Annotated in this window: 15 protein-coding genes and 1 pseudogene; 9 read left to right on the top strand and 7 right to left on the bottom strand. The window is 63.5% G+C overall.

What is annotated here, in order from left to right; all coding sequences use genetic code 11:
* Position 1 precedes the first annotated feature (1 nt).
* The 3 genes from AC5QPF_RS05945 (at position 2) to AC5QPF_RS05955 (ending at position 2,138) form a co-directional block, all read left to right on the top strand.
* On the top strand, positions 2–1,159 hold the full coding sequence (locus AC5QPF_RS05945; protein ID WP_494962430.1) for a phospholipase D-like domain-containing protein: 1,158 nt from the start codon (positions 2–4) through the stop codon (positions 1,157–1,159).
* An 87-nt stretch (positions 1,160–1,246) separates the two neighbouring features.
* Positions 1,247–1,828, top strand: a complete 582-nt coding sequence (locus AC5QPF_RS05950) for a DJ-1/PfpI/YhbO family deglycase/protease (RefSeq protein WP_494962431.1) — start codon at positions 1,247–1,249, stop codon at positions 1,826–1,828.
* A 10-nt stretch (positions 1,829–1,838) separates the two neighbouring features.
* The gene (locus AC5QPF_RS05955; RefSeq protein WP_042123029.1) at positions 1,839–2,138 is read left to right on the top strand and encodes a ribbon-helix-helix domain-containing protein; all 300 of its coding nucleotides are present in this window, start codon (positions 1,839–1,841) and stop codon (positions 2,136–2,138) included.
* 65 nt (positions 2,139–2,203) lie between these two features.
* On the opposite strand, the gene AC5QPF_RS05960 is transcribed toward AC5QPF_RS05955, so the two are convergent.
* Positions 2,204–3,727 carry a FumA C-terminus/TtdB family hydratase beta subunit gene (locus AC5QPF_RS05960; RefSeq protein ID WP_494962432.1) on the bottom strand — a complete coding sequence of 508 codons (1,524 nt, stop codon included), beginning with the start codon at positions 3,725–3,727 and terminating at the stop codon, positions 2,204–2,206.
* Positions 3,728–3,996: 269 nt separating this feature from the next.
* On the opposite strand from AC5QPF_RS05960, the gene AC5QPF_RS05965 reads away from it, so the two are divergent.
* Complete coding sequence (locus AC5QPF_RS05965; RefSeq protein WP_494962433.1) at positions 3,997–4,935, top strand: iron-sulfur-binding ferredoxin reductase; 939 nt, start codon at positions 3,997–3,999, stop codon at positions 4,933–4,935.
* Positions 4,936–5,026: 91 nt separating this feature from the next.
* Here the strand turns inward: AC5QPF_RS05965 and pyk are convergent, their stop codons facing one another.
* Positions 5,027–6,478 (bottom strand): pyruvate kinase, encoded by a 1,452-nt coding sequence (pyk, locus tag AC5QPF_RS05970; RefSeq protein WP_494962434.1) that lies wholly within the window; start codon positions 6,476–6,478, stop codon positions 5,027–5,029.
* Positions 6,479–6,680: 202 nt separating this feature from the next.
* On the opposite strand from pyk, the gene AC5QPF_RS05975 reads away from it, so the two are divergent.
* The 3 genes from AC5QPF_RS05975 (at position 6,681) to sbcB (ending at position 9,055) form a co-directional block, all read left to right on the top strand.
* Positions 6,681–7,067 (top strand): tetratricopeptide repeat protein, encoded by a 387-nt coding sequence (locus AC5QPF_RS05975; protein ID WP_494962435.1) that lies wholly within the window; start codon positions 6,681–6,683, stop codon positions 7,065–7,067.
* Positions 7,068–7,214: 147 nt separating this feature from the next.
* Positions 7,215–7,574 (top strand): PilZ domain-containing protein, encoded by a 360-nt coding sequence (locus AC5QPF_RS05980; RefSeq protein WP_494962436.1) that lies wholly within the window; start codon positions 7,215–7,217, stop codon positions 7,572–7,574.
* Positions 7,575–7,615: 41 nt separating this feature from the next.
* The gene (sbcB, locus tag AC5QPF_RS05985) at positions 7,616–9,055 is read left to right on the top strand and encodes an exodeoxyribonuclease I (RefSeq protein ID WP_494962437.1); all 1,440 of its coding nucleotides are present in this window, start codon (positions 7,616–7,618) and stop codon (positions 9,053–9,055) included.
* Between the two features lie 57 nt (positions 9,056–9,112).
* Here the strand turns inward: sbcB and mvaT are convergent, their stop codons facing one another.
* Entirely contained in the window at positions 9,113–9,493 is a 381-nt protein-coding gene (gene mvaT, locus AC5QPF_RS05990; RefSeq protein WP_494962438.1) for a histone-like nucleoid-structuring protein MvaT, read from the bottom strand.
* Positions 9,494–9,804: 311 nt separating this feature from the next.
* On the opposite strand from mvaT, the gene purU reads away from it, so the two are divergent.
* Both purU and AC5QPF_RS06000 read left to right on the top strand, forming a co-directional pair.
* Positions 9,805–10,656 (top strand): formyltetrahydrofolate deformylase, encoded by an 852-nt coding sequence (gene purU / locus AC5QPF_RS05995; protein ID WP_330073363.1) that lies wholly within the window; start codon positions 9,805–9,807, stop codon positions 10,654–10,656.
* Positions 10,657–10,672: 16 nt separating this feature from the next.
* Positions 10,673–10,804 (top strand): annotated as a pseudogene (locus AC5QPF_RS06000) (hypothetical protein); the annotation flags it as partial.
* A 9-nt stretch (positions 10,805–10,813) separates the two neighbouring features.
* Here AC5QPF_RS06000 and gpgF read toward each other — a convergent pair.
* The 4 genes from gpgF to AC5QPF_RS06020 all read right to left on the bottom strand — a co-directional run bounded on the left by gpgF (position 10,814) and on the right by AC5QPF_RS06020 (position 14,771).
* Entirely contained in the window at positions 10,814–11,803 is a 990-nt protein-coding gene (gpgF, locus tag AC5QPF_RS06005; protein WP_494962439.1) for a glucosaminyl phosphatidylglycerol flippase, read from the bottom strand.
* Complete coding sequence (gene gpgD / locus AC5QPF_RS06010; RefSeq protein ID WP_494962440.1) at positions 11,800–12,573, bottom strand: N-acetylglucosaminyl phosphatidylglycerol deacetylase; 774 nt, start codon at positions 12,571–12,573, stop codon at positions 11,800–11,802. Before gpgD ends, gpgF begins: the two co-directional genes overlap by 4 nt.
* The gene (gpgS, locus tag AC5QPF_RS06015; protein WP_494962441.1) at positions 12,566–13,690 is read right to left on the bottom strand and encodes an N-acetylglucosaminyl phosphatidylglycerol synthase; all 1,125 of its coding nucleotides are present in this window, start codon (positions 13,688–13,690) and stop codon (positions 12,566–12,568) included. The genes gpgD and gpgS overlap by 8 nt, the downstream gene beginning before the upstream one ends.
* A gap of 193 nt (positions 13,691–13,883) precedes the next feature.
* Positions 13,884–14,771: a methyl-accepting chemotaxis protein gene (locus tag AC5QPF_RS06020; protein WP_494964130.1), complete on the bottom strand. Its 888-nt coding sequence runs from the start codon at positions 14,769–14,771 to the stop codon at positions 13,884–13,886.
* Positions 14,772–14,780 lie beyond the last annotated feature (9 nt).

Raw genomic sequence — 14,780 nt, forward strand, 5'->3', positions numbered from 1 at the left:
CATGGCAGGGCCGGTCTTTCCCTGGCGTGCCGGCAATCAATTCGAACTGCTGATCGACGGGCCGGCGTTCTTCCCGCCCATGCTCACGGCCATTGCCCGCGCCGAGTTCCAGGTCGATTTGGAGCTTTACCTGGTGGAGGCGGGCGCTTGTGCCGAAGCGATGGTCCAGGCCCTGGTCAGCGCCGCCGAACGCGGCGTGCAGGTGCGCTGCCTGTTCGATGACTACGGTTCCCTGGCCTTCACCCTGAGCCTGCGCCAGCGCCTGCAGGCCGCCGGCGTGGAACTGCGTTGGTACAACCGCCTGCGCTGGCGTCGTGGTGTGCGCAATCTGTACCGTGACCATCGCAAAATCCTCCTGGTGGATCAGGTCGCAGCCTGGGTCGGCGGGACCGGGGTCACCGACGAGTTCTGGCACCCCGGCGAGAACGCCAGCGAATGGCACGAAATCATGGTGCAGATCCAGGGGCCGCTGGTGGCGGACTGGCAGATGCTCTTCGACCGGCAGTGGCGGGCCAACCCCCGCCGGGTGGCCTGGCGTCCGCCGACCCACTTCGGCCTGCCGCGCCTGCCACGTCTGCCGGTCAGCGGCGAGGGCCTGGGCCGGGTGGCCTACGCCGATGCCCGCCAGCACCGCGATATCCTGCAATCCCTGGTCCGTGCCCTGAACAGCGGCCAGCGCCGCATCTGGCTGGCGACCCCATACTTCCTGCCCACCTGGAAAGTTCGCCGCTCCCTGCGCCGCGCAGCCGCCCGGGGTGTCGATGTACGCCTGCTGCTCACTGGCCCGCGTACCGACCATCCTTCGGTGCGCTATGCCGGTCATCGCTATTACCCGCGCTTGCTGCGTGCCGGGGTGAAAATCTTCGAATTCCAGCCGTGTTTCCTGCACCTGAAGATGGTGCTGGTGGATGACTGGGTGAGCATCGGATCGTGCAACTTCGACCACTGGAACCTGCGTTTCAATCTCGAAGCCAATGTCGAAGCCATCGACCCGGGGCTGACCCTGGCGGTGAGCGAAAGCTTTGCCCGTGACTTCGCCGTGAGTACCGAGGTCAATCTCGACCATTGGCGCGCTCGCCCGTTGTGGCGACGGGTGCAGCAGCGGATCTGGGGCTGGCTCGACCGGTTGGTGGTGAACCTGCTGGACCGCCGTGACTGACGTAGTAGTGGCCTATTACCCTGGAGTGGTCGGCAAGGTCTAACGTGTCTGGGTAGCTTTTCCACTGCACACGAAGGAGATCGTGAAATGGCGGCCAAGAAGATTCTCATGCTGGTAGGTGACTACGTCGAAGACTACGAAGTGATGGTGCCGTTCCAGGCCCTGCAGATGGTCGGGCATGTGGTGCACGCGGTCTGTCCGGGCAAGCAGGCGGGGCAGTCGGTGCGCACCGCGATCCATGATTTCGAGGGTGACCAGACCTACAGCGAAAAGCCGGGGCACAACTTTGCCCTTAACTTCGATTTCGCCAAGGTCAAGGCCGAGGATTACGACGCGCTGGTGATTCCTGGCGGTCGCGCACCGGAGTACCTGCGCCTGAACGAGGAGGTCCTGGCTCTGGTGAAAGCCATCGACAAGGCCGGCAAGCCGATCGCTGCGGTCTGCCACGGTGCGCAACTGCTGGCGGCGGCGGGTGTGCTGGAAGGTCGCGAGTGCAGCGCCTATCCGGCCTGCGCGCCGGAAGTAAAGCTGGCCGGTGGTCGCTATGTCGACATCGAGGTGACCCAGGCCCATGTCCAGGGCAATCTCGCCAGCGCCCCGGCCTGGCCGGCCCATCCCGCCTGGCTGGCGGGGTTCCTTGGGTTGCTGGGTACCCGTATCACTTTGTGAAGGAGCCGCCATGTGCGAGTTGTATGTCAAGGCCGACCCGATCCTCTATGAATCGCGCAGCCGCTCGTTGCGCATTCGCGGGGTGGTGACCACGCTGCGCCTGGAAAACCAGTTCTGGGATGTGCTGCGGGAAATCGCCGAGGTCGATGGCATGACCACCAACCAGCTGATCACCAAGCTCTACGACGAGGTGATGGAATACCGCGGCGAGGTGGTGAACTTCGCTTCCTTCCTGCGCGTCAGTTGCATTCGCTACCTGAGTCAGCGCCGGGTGGCCGAGGCGGTGCCGTTGAAAGCCGTGGCGCGCTGAACAGGCAATAAAAAAGCGGCGGGGCAGGGCCCACGCCGCTTTTTCACCTCAGCAAGCCGGACGGCTTACTTCACTTCGACCGCCAGGCTCTCGGCAATCTTGCTCTGCCAGATCGCAGGACCGGTGATGTGTACCGACTCACCCTTGCTGTCCACCGCGACGGTGACCGGCATGTCCTTGACCTCGAACTCGTAGATCGCTTCCATGCCCAGTTCGGCGAAGGCCAGTACCTGGGATTTCTTGATCGCCTGGGCGACCAGGTAGGCAGCGCCACCCACGGCCATCAGGTACACGGCCTTGTTGTCCTTGATCGCGTCGATCGCGGTCGGGCCACGCTCGGACTTGCCGATCATGCCCAGCAGACCGGTCTGTTCGAGGATCTGACGGGTGAACTTGTCCATACGGGTGGCAGTGGTCGGACCGGCCGGGCCGACGACTTCCTCGCGCACCGGATCCACCGGGCCGACGTAGTAGATGAAGCGGCCTTTCAGGTCCACCGGCAGCTCTTCGCCACGGTTGAGCATCTCGACCATGCGCTTGTGCGCAGCGTCGCGGCCGGTGAGCATCTTGCCGTTGAGCAGGATGGTCTCGCCCGGTTTCCAGCTCTGCACGTCTTCCGGGGTCAGGGTGTCGAGGTCGACACGGCGGGCCGACGGACCGGCTTCCCAGACGATTTCCGGGTAGGCGTCCAGCGACGGCGCTTCCAGTTCGGCCGGGCCGGAGCCGTCCAGGACGAAGTGGGCGTGACGGGTGGCGGCGCAGTTCGGGATCATGCACACCGGCAGCGAGGCGGCGTGGGTCGGGTAGTCCATGATCTTCACGTCGAGCACGGTGGTCAGGCCGCCCAGGCCCTGGGCGCCGATGCCCAGCTGGTTGACCTTGTCGAACAGCTCCAGGCGCAGTTCCTCGATGCGGTTCTGCGGACCACGGGCTTTCAGTTCGTGGATGTCGATGGATTCCATCAACACTTCCTTGGCCATTACCGCCGCCTTCTCGGCGGTACCGCCGATGCCGATGCCGAGCATGCCTGGCGGGCACCAGCCGGCGCCCATGGTCGGGACAGTCTTCAGCACCCAGTCGACGATCGAGTCGGACGGGTTGAGCATGGCCATCTTCGACTTGTTCTCGGAGCCGCCGCCCTTGGCCGCCACGTCCACTTCCACGGTGTTGCCCGGGACGATGGAGTAGTGGATGACTGCCGGGGTGTTGTCCTTGGTGTTCTTGCGGGCACCGGCCGGGTCGGCCAGGATCGAGGCGCGCAGGACGTTGTCCGGCAGGTTGTAGGCGCGACGCACGCCTTCGTTGATCATGTCGTCGACGCTCATGGTGGCGCCGGCCCAGCTCACGTCCATGCCGACGCGGACGAACACGGTGACGATACCGGTGTCCTGGCAGATCGGGCGGTGGCCGGTAGCGCACATGCGCGAGTTGATCAGGATCTGGGCGATGGAGTCGCGCGCGGCGGGCGACTCTTCACGCAGGTAGGCCTCGTGCATCGCCTGGATGAAATCGACGGGGTGGTAGTACGAAATGAATTGCAGGGCATCGGCGACGCTCTGAATCAGGTCGTCTTGCTTGATCACGGTCATGCAGCGCGCTCCTCTTAAACACGGGAACATTCAATAAGGTATTCCGACGCGGACAGGCCGAGTTGTCGAAACGACCTTTCAGAAGCGCCGCGACAAAATGTCCGACGCAAAAAAGGCGCGGCAGTATAGCGCGCCTCGGCCATTGGTACACGCGCCAGTGGTCCAACCATGGTCGGTGATCGCCCGGCATCGTTTTTGCTGTTTGCCCTTGGCCTGTCCGACAGAACAGGCCTAGATTGGCGTACGAATGTTTTCTGGAGATGACCTCGATGCCCGAACTGCGTGTCGGCGACCAGCAGTGGTCGATCGCCCCCGGCAGCAACCTGCTCGATGCCCTGAATGCCGCTGGTTGTGGCGTGCCCTACAGCTGCAGGGCAGGGAGTTGCCATGCCTGCCTGGTGCGCTGTCTGGAAGGCGAGCCTTGCGATGAGCGCCCCGAGGCGTTGAGTGTTACGCAGCGTGAGCGTGGCTGGCGCCTGGCCTGTCAGTGTCGGGTCGAGGGGGACCTGCGCGTGGCGCTGTTCGATCCGCGTGCCGATGGCCAGCCGGCGCGGGTGGTGGCGGCGGACTGGTTGGGTGGCGAAGTGTTGCGTCTGCGCCTGCAGGCGTTGGACGGCTTGCGTTACCAGGTGGGGCAGCACCTGTTGCTGTGGAATGCGGAGGGCGTGGCGCGCCCGTATTCGCTGGCGAGCGTCCCGGGCGAGGATCCTTGGCTGGAGTTCCATATCGATTGCCGGCAGCCGGGCGCGTTCTGCACCCCGGTGCGGCAACTTGCCGTAGGCGCGGAGTTGCGCCTTGGCGAGCTGCGCGCCGGCGCCTTGCAGTACGATCCGGAGTGGCAGGACCGGCCACTCTGGTTGCTGGCGGCGGGCACCGGGCTGGCGCCGTTGTGGGGCATTTTGCGGGAGGCGTTGCGACAGGGGCATCGCGGGCCGATCAGGCTGCTGCATCTGGCGCGGGACGGTGCGGGGCATTATCTGGCGGATGAGTTGAGGGAGAGGGCGGTGCGCTATCCGCAGTTGCAGGTGGAGCTGGTGACGCCGGGTGAGCTGCCGGCAGCGCTGGCGGCGTTGCGGGTGCAGTCGCGGCAGACGGTGGCGCTGGTGTGCGGGGCGCCGGGGAGTGTCGAGGAGTTTTCGCGAAGGTTGTTTCTGGCGGGGGTGCCGCGCAACCAGGTGTATTCCGATCTTTTTGTGGGGCATGCCTGATTGGGAGCGCTTTGCGGCCCCGAGAACAGGCACCTCGATTCCACATGAAAACGCCCGGCTCATGGCCGGGCGTTTTTACTTGCAGCAGCAATCAGACCAGCGGATCACCGACATGCAGGATCTTCATGCCATTGGTGCCACCGATGGTGTGGTAGCTGTCGCCCTTGGTCAGGATGACCCAGTCGCCTTGCTCGACCACGCCGCGTTTGAGCAGCTCGTCGACCGCCGCCTGGCTGACCTGCTCCGGTGGCAGCGCCGCCGGATCGAACGGCACGGTGTAGACGCCGCGGAACAGGGCCACGCGAGCCTGGGTCTCGCGGTGCGGAGAGAAGGCGAAGATCGGGATCGAGGAACGGATCCGCGACATGATCAGCGGGGTGTAGCCACTTTCGGTCAGGGCGATGATCGCCTTCACGCCCGGGAAGTGGTTGGCCGTGTACATGGCGGCCAGCGCGATGCTCTCGTCGCAACGGCTGAACTGGGTGCCCATGCGGTGGCTGGAGGTCTTGCTGGTCGGGTGCTTTTCCGCGCCGAGACAGATCCGCGCCATGGCCTGCACCGCTTCCAGCGGGTAGGCACCGGCAGCACTTTCCGCCGACAGCATGACGGCGTCGGTGTAGTCCAGTACGGCGTTGGACACGTCGGATACTTCCGCGCGGGTCGGCATCGGGTTCTGGATCATCGACTCCATCATCTGGGTCGCGACGATCACCGCCTTGTTGTGGCGGCGGGCGTGCAGAATGATCTTCTTCTGGATGCCCACCAACTCGGCATCGCCGATTTCCACGCCGAGGTCGCCACGGGCAACCATCACCGCGTCACTGGCGCGGATCAGGCCGTCGAGGGTCTCGTCGTCGGCCACGGCTTCGGCACGCTCGATCTTGGACACCAGCCAGGCGGTGCCGCCGGCTTCGTCGCGCAGGCGACGGGCGTATTCCATGTCGGATGCGTCACGCGGGAAGGACACGGCCAGGTAGTCCAGGTCCATTTCCGCAGCCAGCTTGATGTCGGCCTTGTCTTTCTCGGTCAGGGCTGGAGCGGTCAGGCCGCCACCCTTGCGGTTGATGCCTTTGTGGTCGGACAGCGGGCCACCGATCAGCACCACGCAGTGCAGCGAATCATCGGTGGCGGTCTCGACGCGCATGACCACGCGGCCGTCGTCGAGCAGCAGTTCGTCACCGACGCCGCAGTCTTTGACCAGGTCGGGGTAGTCGATGCCGACGATTTCCTGGGTGCCAGCGGTCAGCGGGTGGGCGGTGGAGAAGGTGAAGCGGTCACCGACCTTGAGTTCGATACGCTTGTTGGTGAACTTGGCGATGCGGATCTTCGGACCCTGCAGGTCGCCCAGCAGTGCCACGTGGCGACCGTGGCGCGCGGCAATGTCACGGATCAGGCGGGCACGAGCCTTGTGCTCGTCCGGGGTGCCGTGGGAGAAGTTCAGGCGGGCGACATCCAGACCGGCGAGGATCAGTTGTTCGATCACTTCCGGTGAATTGCTGGCGGGGCCGAGGGTGGCAACGATTTTGGTACGGCGGATGGTCATGCACAGACTCCTGTAGTGAAGCGCTGCGAAAGGCTACCCCGGAAACAGGCTGTAGTCATTGTTCCTTTGCACTACCTTGGGAGGGGTGTGGCTGGCGGTTGAACGGTTTGGCGGAGTTTGTGAAGTGCTCGTGGTCAAACCCGGTATCGGCTATAGATTTGTCGGAAAACGCCGATATAGTGCTCAGCAAAGGAGAACCCCCATGCGAGCCCTGATTGTCTTGGCCCTGGCGACCAGTGTCGTCGGCTGCACCCGCTGGTCCATGGACCACCACCTGAACAATGCCTACCGCGCCTACGATCGCGGCGATTGCGAGCGGGTCACTCTGGAGCTGTCGCAGGTCGATCGCACCAGTCGCGCGCGTCCATTCATCTGGCCGGAAACGGCGATGCTACGCGGGCAGTGCCTGGAGCGGCAGAAGCTGTTCGTCGATGCGGCGCAGACCTATCAATACATCATTCAGCAATACCCGCGGAACGAATATGCCTACCGTGCTCGTGCCCGCCTGCAAACCCTTGAACAGCTTGGGCATTATCGCGAAGGCGAGGCGGCGGTCGCTCGCCCCGCGCCACTGGCACCGCTGCGCTGATTGACCGCCGGGGCAATTTTCCGCTGGAAGCATTGCCCTGGTGTGCGCTACTCTGGATCAAACAGACTGTGTACAAAGAGCGTGCACCTGTACAAGACGGCACTAGCGCGACCCTGCTCCAAGGGTTATCCATTGCGATCCATTGCCATGTATAACGAGCGCCGCATCGAGCGTCACCTGCTCCCTTATTTCCTCAAGGTCTACAACCGTTTCACCGATCGGCCCATCGGTTACCTGGGCAACGCTTCGGAAGACGGTCTTATGTTGATCAGCACCCTGCCTTTGCTGGTTGGACCCGACTTCGAACTGCAGTTGCGCATCCCTGCCGAGGGCGGCACCTGGGAACGCATCAGCCTGACTGCCAGTTGCCTGTGGTGCCACGAGGACGAAAGTCCTGGCTTCTACGACTCCGGCTTCATGTTGTTGCAGGCGCCGCGAGAGTACGACCAACTGGTAGGCGCCTTGCGCACCTACTTCAGTTTCCGGCCGTTGCCGACATCGGCATGAGGTAGACTCCGGCGATTTCACCGTTCAGGACGAAGCCCGCCGTGAGCACCAGCATTTTCTGGCACGACTACGAAACCACCGGCATCAATCCGCGCTGCGACCGGCCCTTGCAGGTCGCTGGCGTGCGCACCGATCTGGACCTCAACGAGATCGACGCGCCGGTCAATCTGTTCTGCCAGCCCAGCGACGATATCCTGCCGCATCCCGCTGCTTGCCTGATTACCGGGATCAGCCCGGCACAGTTGGCCCGGGATGGACTGGCCGAAGCCGACTTCATGACCCGGGTGCATGCCGAACTGTCGCGCCCCGGCACCTGCGGCGCGGGCTACAACACCCTGCGTTTCGACGACGAAGTGACCCGCTACAGCCTGTACCGCAACTTCTTCGACCCCTACGCCCGCGAGTGGCAGGGGGGCAACAGCCGTTGGGACCTGATCGACACGGTGCGCACTGCCTATGCGCTGCGCCCCGAGGGTATCCAGTGGCCACGAGTGGAAGGCCAGGTCAGCCTGCGCTTGGAGTTGCTCAGTGCGGCCAACGGTATCCACCATGGCCAGGCCCACGAGGCCCTGTCCGATGTCCGTGCCACCATCGCTCTGGCGCGCCTGATCCGCGAGAAACAACCGCGCCTGTACGAATGGTTGTTCGAACTGCGCAGCAAACAGAAAGTCCTCGACCAGGTTCGCCTGTTGCAGCCCATGGTGCATATTTCCGGGCGATTCTCGGCGGCGCGTAATTATTTGGGCGTAGTGCTGCCACTGGGCTGGCATCCGAGCAACCGCAATGGCCTGATCGTGTGTGACCTGCACCAGGATATTGTGCCGTTGCTTACAGAAGATTCTGAAGTATTGCGCCAGCGGTTATACACGCGTCGCGAGGAAATGCCTGAAGGACAATTGCCGGTTCCCTTGAAGTTGCTACACATCAATCGTTGCCCGGTAGTGGCGCCATTGGCGGTATTGCGCAAGGAAGATCAACAGCGCCTGGGGCTCGACATGTCCGAATTGCTGCGCCGGAGCGAACAGCTGATCGCTGCTCGCGAGCAATGGGAAAATAAATTGGCGTCAATTTATTCGGGGTCCGATTTCGCCGCGAGTGACGACCCGGAACAACAACTGTATGACGGCTTTTTCGGTGATCGCGACCGGCGTTTGTGCGAGCAGGTGAGAATGGCCGATCCGCAGCAATTGGCGACGGGGCGCTGGATGTTCGATGACTCGCGTCTGACGGATCTGTTGTTCCGATATAGGGCTCGGAACTTTCCGGCGAGCCTTAGTGAGTCGGAGCAAGTGCAGTGGAGAACATTCTGTCAGCAGCGCCTGACTGATGAGGCGATGGGTGCGCCACATACCCTTGCGGCATTCGAGAATGCTCTGACGCAAGCGATGGTGGGTGTCGAGGGCGCGCAGCGGGGGTTGCTGGAAGAATGGCGCCTGTATGCCGTGCACTTACGTCAACGTCTCGGGATGGCGCAATTGTAAAGATTGTTTAATAAAAAACGCCGGCGAGTGCCGGCGTTCTTTTGATATGGGCGCAAATTAATCCAGCAGGGTAGCCCAGCCTTCAACCACGTCGCCGCCCCACTTGGCTTTCCACTCTTTCAGCGTCTTGTGGTTGCCGCCTTTGGTTTCGATGACTTCACCGTTGTGCGGGTTCTTGTATTGCTTGACCTTGCGTGCGCGCTTGGTGCCGGTGGTCTTGACCGCTGCGCCACGTTGAACCTTGTTCAGTTTGGCATCCGGATCCAGCAGGGCAATGATGTCCTTCAGCGATTTGCTGTAGGTCCCCATCAGCTCGCGCAGTTTCTTTTCGAACTCCAGTTCTTTCTGCAGCTTGTCGTCGGCGGACAGACTCTGCAGGCGGGCTTGCAGTTCTTTGATAGCTTCTTCGGTAGCGCGATATTCGTTGATCAGGGACATGAGACGTTCCTTGCAAATTGGGAGTTCGGGATAACAGTGCCGCAATAATAGTCAGACAATTTGCCCAAGTAAACATTCAAGTGCCGTAGTCTTTCAATGTTTATTCCCGGTCTGGATTGTGGGGCGGGTACTTTACAAATGCTCATGGGCAAAATCCGCAACTAATCTAATTGGCTGCTTGGCACGTCATCCCGCGTCGCCGCTCGTGGCCTCAACGGGGCGGGCGTGGTTCCCGGACGTCACATGGATACTGTAGTTTTGCCGGGCAATCGTTAGAATGTGCGCCTTTGCGAAGTTCTGGAGCCCCCTGCATGCGTACCTATCGGCTGGTGATCGCCTGTCCCGACCGTGTCGGCATTGTCGCCAAGGTCAGTAATTTCCTGGCCTCCCACAACGGCTGGATCACCGAAGCGAGCCACCACTCCGATGACCTGAGCGGTTGGTTCTTCATGCGTCACGAAATCCGTGCCGATACCCTGCCGTTCGGCATCGAGGCGTTCCGCGAAGCGTTCGCGCCGATCGCCGAAGAGTTTTCCATGACCTGGCGGATCACCGATACCGACCAGAAGAAGCGCGTCGTGTTGATGGCCAGCCGTGAATCGCACTGCCTGGCCGACCTGCTGCACCGCTGGCACAGCAACGAGCTGGACTGTGACATCCCGTGCGTGATCTCCAACCATGACGACCTGCGCAGCATGGTTGAGTGGCACGGCATCCCGTTCTTCCATGTTCCGGTCGATCCGAAGGACAAGCAGCCGGCCTTCGCCGAGGTCTCGCGCCTGGTCAAAGAACACGGTGCCGACGTGGTGGTGCTGGCGCGCTACATGCAGATCCTGCCGCCGCAGCTGTGCGAGGAATACGCCCAACAGGTGATCAACATCCACCACAGCTTCCTGCCGTCCTTCGTCGGCGCCAAGCCGTATCACCAGGCTTCGTTGCGTGGTGTGAAGCTGATCGGCGCAACCTGTCACTACGTCACCGAGGAACTGGACGCCGGTCCCATCATCGAGCAGGACGTGGTGCGTGTCAGCCACAGCGACAGCATCGAGGACATGGTGCGTTTCGGGCGTGATGTCGAGAAGATGGTCCTGGCCCGCGGCCTGCGCTATCACCTCGAAGACCGTGTGCTGGTGCACGGCAACAAGACCGTGGTCTTCAACTGACCCGAGGGGCGGTGGGATGAGCGATCCACTCGACAAAGCCACCGCCAGCCCGCCGCCGACTTTGGGCGAGGGCTGCCTCAGTCGTTATGACCCGGATGCGCTGGACAGCGAGGATGGCACCGATTTCCCCGGTGCCGCCGAGCTGTGGCAGGCACAGCTAGCGGCGAGCGGCGATGCGCTCCAGCAAGGGCTTGCCGAGCAGGCAGAGAAAGACCGGTCCGCCAGCGATGAGGTAGAAGTAATAGGTCACCACCCGCCAGACAAGGACCGCGGCCGCCGCGGTTGACTTGCCCACCATGGGCGTGAGCAGCGCCGCCGAGGTCAGCTCCGCCGCCCCCGCGCCACCCGGCAACAGGCTGAACTGCCCGGCACTCAACGACAGCACTTGCACCAGGAAACTGGAAATCCACTGCAGGTTGCCGCCCAATCCCAGCAACACCAGGTACAGCACGCTGTAGCGCAGCGCCCAGTGCAGGCAGGTCAGGCCGAACACCAGGGCGAGGATCCGCCGTGGCAGACCCAGAGTTGTCTGGAACGCGCGGAAGAAATGCAGCAGCCTTCGCGCCCAGCGCCGCCGTTTCGTCCCGCCCACACCCAGACGTTTCAGCAACCGGCCATTCCAGCGCATCAGCCCGCGACGCCAGCGCAGCAGCGCCACGGCCAGGCCGAGCACACCGAGCAACAACAGCGCGCTGCCGAGCAGCAAGCCTTCCAGGCTGCGCCCGAGGCGGTGGAACAGGGTATAGATGACGATGCCCAGCACCGCGCAAAGAAAGAACAGCAGGTCGTTCAGCTGGTCCATGGCATACACCGCGCCGCTGTGGGCGGGTCGTACGCGGTCGCGGGACAGCAGGGCCATCAGGGTCAGCGGGCCACCGCTGCCGCCGGGGGTGGTGCAGATGGCGAACTCGGTAGCCATGATCACCCCGAGGCTGCGCAGGCGACCGATTCTCTCGCCCTGGCTGCCCAGCAGCAGGCGCAGGCGCAGGGCGTTGATGGCCCAGCAGCAGATGATCATGGCGAACAGTGCCAGCAACAGGCCGGCTGGGAAGTTGCGCAGGCGTGGCAGCAGGTCGCTACCGCCGAGCACGACCGGGACCAGCGCCGCCATCAGTAGCGCGGCAAGCAACCAGCCGAGACGGTTCATGGGCCAGGCCGGCTGGCCAGCCAAGCCAGCTTGGTCATGGGAATGCGCCCGTCTGCCAGCAGGCGCTGGAGCGTCTGCAGCCAATAGCGGCGGGAGAAACCGTGGCGCATGTCCACCGGGTGCAGGCCCAGGCGAATGGTGCTGGCGTCGTCCATGCGCCGCTCCTGCACCGCGCTGACCACCCGCGAGAGGCCACGCCGCCAGGCGCTGCGGGCGCTCCAGACCAGGCCGGGAGCGTCGATTCGGGTGAAGTCCGGCAGGCGATAGAGATGCTGCGGATCGCTGGTGTAGCGCAAAGGCAACTGACGCAAGGCCTGACGGGTGCCTTCACTCATCAGCCAGGCCGGGGCGACGAAGCCGCTCAGCGGCCAGCCCATGCGCTGAAACAGGTCGATGCCATCTCCCAGGCGTTGCAACGCCTGTTGCTGGCTCAGGCCATAGAACTCGCCTTCCCAAGTGTAGATGCGGCGCATGAAATAGTCGCCGGGGCTGCGAGGCGCGGGACCGTCGTCGGCGTGGTAATAGCCGTGCAACGCCAATTCGTCTCCGCGCACCAGGCGCTGCTCCATGGTCCGGCGGAAGGCGGTGTCCTGTGACACGGCATTGCGATGGTGGAAGTCTGGAACCACCAGCATCGTCATGGGGATATGCCCAAGGGCGTCCACCGCTTCGACGAAAGGCTGGTAGTCCGGCCAGGTTTGCGGGGCGACGTCATGCAGTACCAGCAGCACGCTGCGCCCGGCGCTCGGGTGGGCGTATGGCTCAGGCATGGGCGCGCACCGGCAGGTCGTTGTAGCCGAGCACTGCGTGATAGTGCTCGAGCAGGCCGCTGACCACACTGTCCCAGCTGTAGTGCTGCTCGACATGCTGTCGGGCCTGCTGGCCGAGGCTTTCGGTACCGCGTTCGAACATCTCCCGTACCGCCGTGGCCATTGCCTGGCTATCACCCGCCCGGCACAACTGGCCGCAGGCCGGATCGACGATCTCGCTGAAAGCCCCGGCCGCCACTGCCACGACCGGGGTGGCGCTGGCCATGGCTTCGAGGATCACCAGGCCGAAGGTCTCCTGGTCGCCGGCGTGCACCAGCAGGTCGGCGCTGGCTAGCAGGCGCGCGACTTCGTGGGCCGGTCGGAACTCGCCGAACACCGTGACGTTGCCCGGCACGCTAGCTGGCATGTGCGAGCCCACCAGCAGCAGGTGGTACGGCTTGCCCAGGCGCTGGATGCAGTCCAGCAGCACGGGCAGGTTTTTCTCTCGCGAGCCGCGGCCGGCGAAGACCAGCAGGCGGGTGTCGTCGGCCAGGCCTAGCTCGGCGCGCAGGTTCGCGTCGCAGCGATCCGGGTGGAAGGTGTTGAGGTCGACGCCGAGGCGCTGCACATGGACATTGCTCACGCCAAGGCTGCGCAACTTGTGGGCCATGACCTGGCTTGGCGCCAGGACCCGGTCGAAATTGCCGTACAGCTTGCTGACATAGGCTTCCACGTTCGGCGTGAACCAGTTGCCCATACGGTTGCTGACCAGCAGCGGCAGGTCGGAGTGATAGAAGCCGATCACCGGCACGTCGAGACGGCGCCGCGCACCGAGCGCGGCCCAGGCGGTGAGGTAGGGATCGCCGACCTCGATCAGGTCGGGTTGCAACTCATGCAGCACATTGCACCAGGGTGCCAGGCGCAGCGGGAAACGGTAGCCGTTGCCGAAGGGCAGGGGTGGGGCCGGCACTTCGTGGATTCCATTCTCGTGACGGGCGGTAGCGCCGGGGATCAGCAGGCTATGGCGGACGTTGGGCGCGAGGCCGAGGCGGCGATGTTTGGCATCAAGATAGGTACGCACACCGCCACTGGCGGGGGCGTAGAACATGGTGATGTCGGCGATATGCACGATCAGCATCCCTCCGGGATCGTCTTTTGGACAGTCACGCGGCGTTCTGCGGCCGCGGTGACGCGCCTTAAGGTTGACCTACGGAAAGAATGGTTTGTTCGATTTGTAACCGGGTGACCGGCACAAGGTCCGCGCCAATCAATGAGTCATGGTTGTTCTGAGAGAGCGAGCTTGCTCGCTCTCTCAGGTGGAGAAGGATGAATCAGATACGGAAGCTGCCGACCAGATGCTTCAGGCGGCCGGCCTGCTCTTCCAGGTCCGCGCAGGCGCGCAGGGTCGATTGCAGGTTCTCGACGCCTTCCTGGTTGAGCATGTTGATTTCGTTGATGTCCATGTTGATCGAGTCGACCACGGCGGTCTGTTCCTCGGTGGCGGTGGCCACCGACTGGTTCATGCCGTCGATCTCGCCGATACGCTGGGTCACGCTGTTCAGGCGTTCGCCCGCCTGGTTGGCGATGTTCACGCTGTCATGACTGTGGCGCTGGCTCTGGCCCATGGTTTCTACCGATTCGCGGGCGCCGACCTGCAACTCCTCGATCATGTTCTGCACCTGCTGCGCGGACTCCTGAGTCCGGTGCGCCAGGTTGCGTACCTCGTCGGCGACCACGGCGAAGCCGCGCCCGGCTTCACCGGCACGGGCGGCCTCAATGGCGGCGTTCAGCGCCAGCAGGTTGGTCTGCTGGGAAATGCTGGTGATCACTTCGAGAATCTGACCGATGTTCACGGTTTTGCTGTTCAGCGTCTCGATATGGGTGCTGGAGGTGGAAATCATGTCCGACAGGCGATTCATCGCCTGGATGCTGCGGTCCACCACCTGCTGGCCTTCCTCCGCCAGGTGCCGTGCCGAGCTTGCCTGTTGCGAGGCCTGGGCGGCGTTATGGGCGATTTCCTGGGCGGCGGCGCCGAGCTGGTTGATCGCCGCTGCGACGCTGTTGGTGCGGTTGCTCTGCTCGTCGGAGTTGACCATCGACGAGTTGGAAGCGCTGACCACCCGCAGGGCCACTTCGTTGACGTGTTCGGTGGCCGAGGCCACTTCACGGATCGACTCGTGGATACGGCCGACGAAGTGGTTGAAGGCCTTGCCGAGCATGCCGAATTC

This window comes from Pseudomonas sp. Con_6 (assembly GCF_059379395.1).

Bases quoted from the DNA above. Each gene is read 5' to 3' on its own strand.
- AC5QPF_RS05945 (WP_494962430.1), top strand. From the start codon at position 2: ATGGCAGGGCCGGTCTTTCCCTGGCGTGCCGGCAATCAATTCGAACTG.
- AC5QPF_RS05950 (WP_494962431.1), top strand. From the start codon at position 1,247: ATGGCGGCCAAGAAGATTCTCATGCTGGTAGGTGACTACGTCGAAGAC.
- AC5QPF_RS05955 (WP_042123029.1), top strand. From the start codon at position 1,839: ATGTGCGAGTTGTATGTCAAGGCCGACCCGATCCTCTATGAATCGCGC.
- AC5QPF_RS05960 (WP_494962432.1), bottom strand. From the start codon at position 3,727: ATGACCGTGATCAAGCAAGACGACCTGATTCAGAGCGTCGCCGATGCC.
- AC5QPF_RS05965 (WP_494962433.1), top strand. From the start codon at position 3,997: ATGCCCGAACTGCGTGTCGGCGACCAGCAGTGGTCGATCGCCCCCGGC.
- pyk (WP_494962434.1), bottom strand. From the start codon at position 6,478: ATGACCATCCGCCGTACCAAAATCGTTGCCACCCTCGGCCCCGCCAGC.
- AC5QPF_RS05975 (WP_494962435.1), top strand. From the start codon at position 6,681: ATGCGAGCCCTGATTGTCTTGGCCCTGGCGACCAGTGTCGTCGGCTGC.
- AC5QPF_RS05980 (WP_494962436.1), top strand. From the start codon at position 7,215: ATGTATAACGAGCGCCGCATCGAGCGTCACCTGCTCCCTTATTTCCTC.
- mvaT (WP_494962438.1), bottom strand. From the start codon at position 9,493: ATGTCCCTGATCAACGAATATCGCGCTACCGAAGAAGCTATCAAAGAA.
- purU (WP_330073363.1), top strand. From the start codon at position 9,805: ATGCGTACCTATCGGCTGGTGATCGCCTGTCCCGACCGTGTCGGCATT.
- gpgF (WP_494962439.1), bottom strand. From the start codon at position 11,803: ATGAACCGTCTCGGCTGGTTGCTTGCCGCGCTACTGATGGCGGCGCTG.
- gpgD (WP_494962440.1), bottom strand. From the start codon at position 12,573: ATGCCTGAGCCATACGCCCACCCGAGCGCCGGGCGCAGCGTGCTGCTG.
- gpgS (WP_494962441.1), bottom strand. From the start codon at position 13,690: ATGCTGATCGTGCATATCGCCGACATCACCATGTTCTACGCCCCCGCC.
- AC5QPF_RS06020 (WP_494964130.1), bottom strand. From the start codon at position 14,771: ATGCTCGGCAAGGCCTTCAACCACTTCGTCGGCCGTATCCACGAGTCG.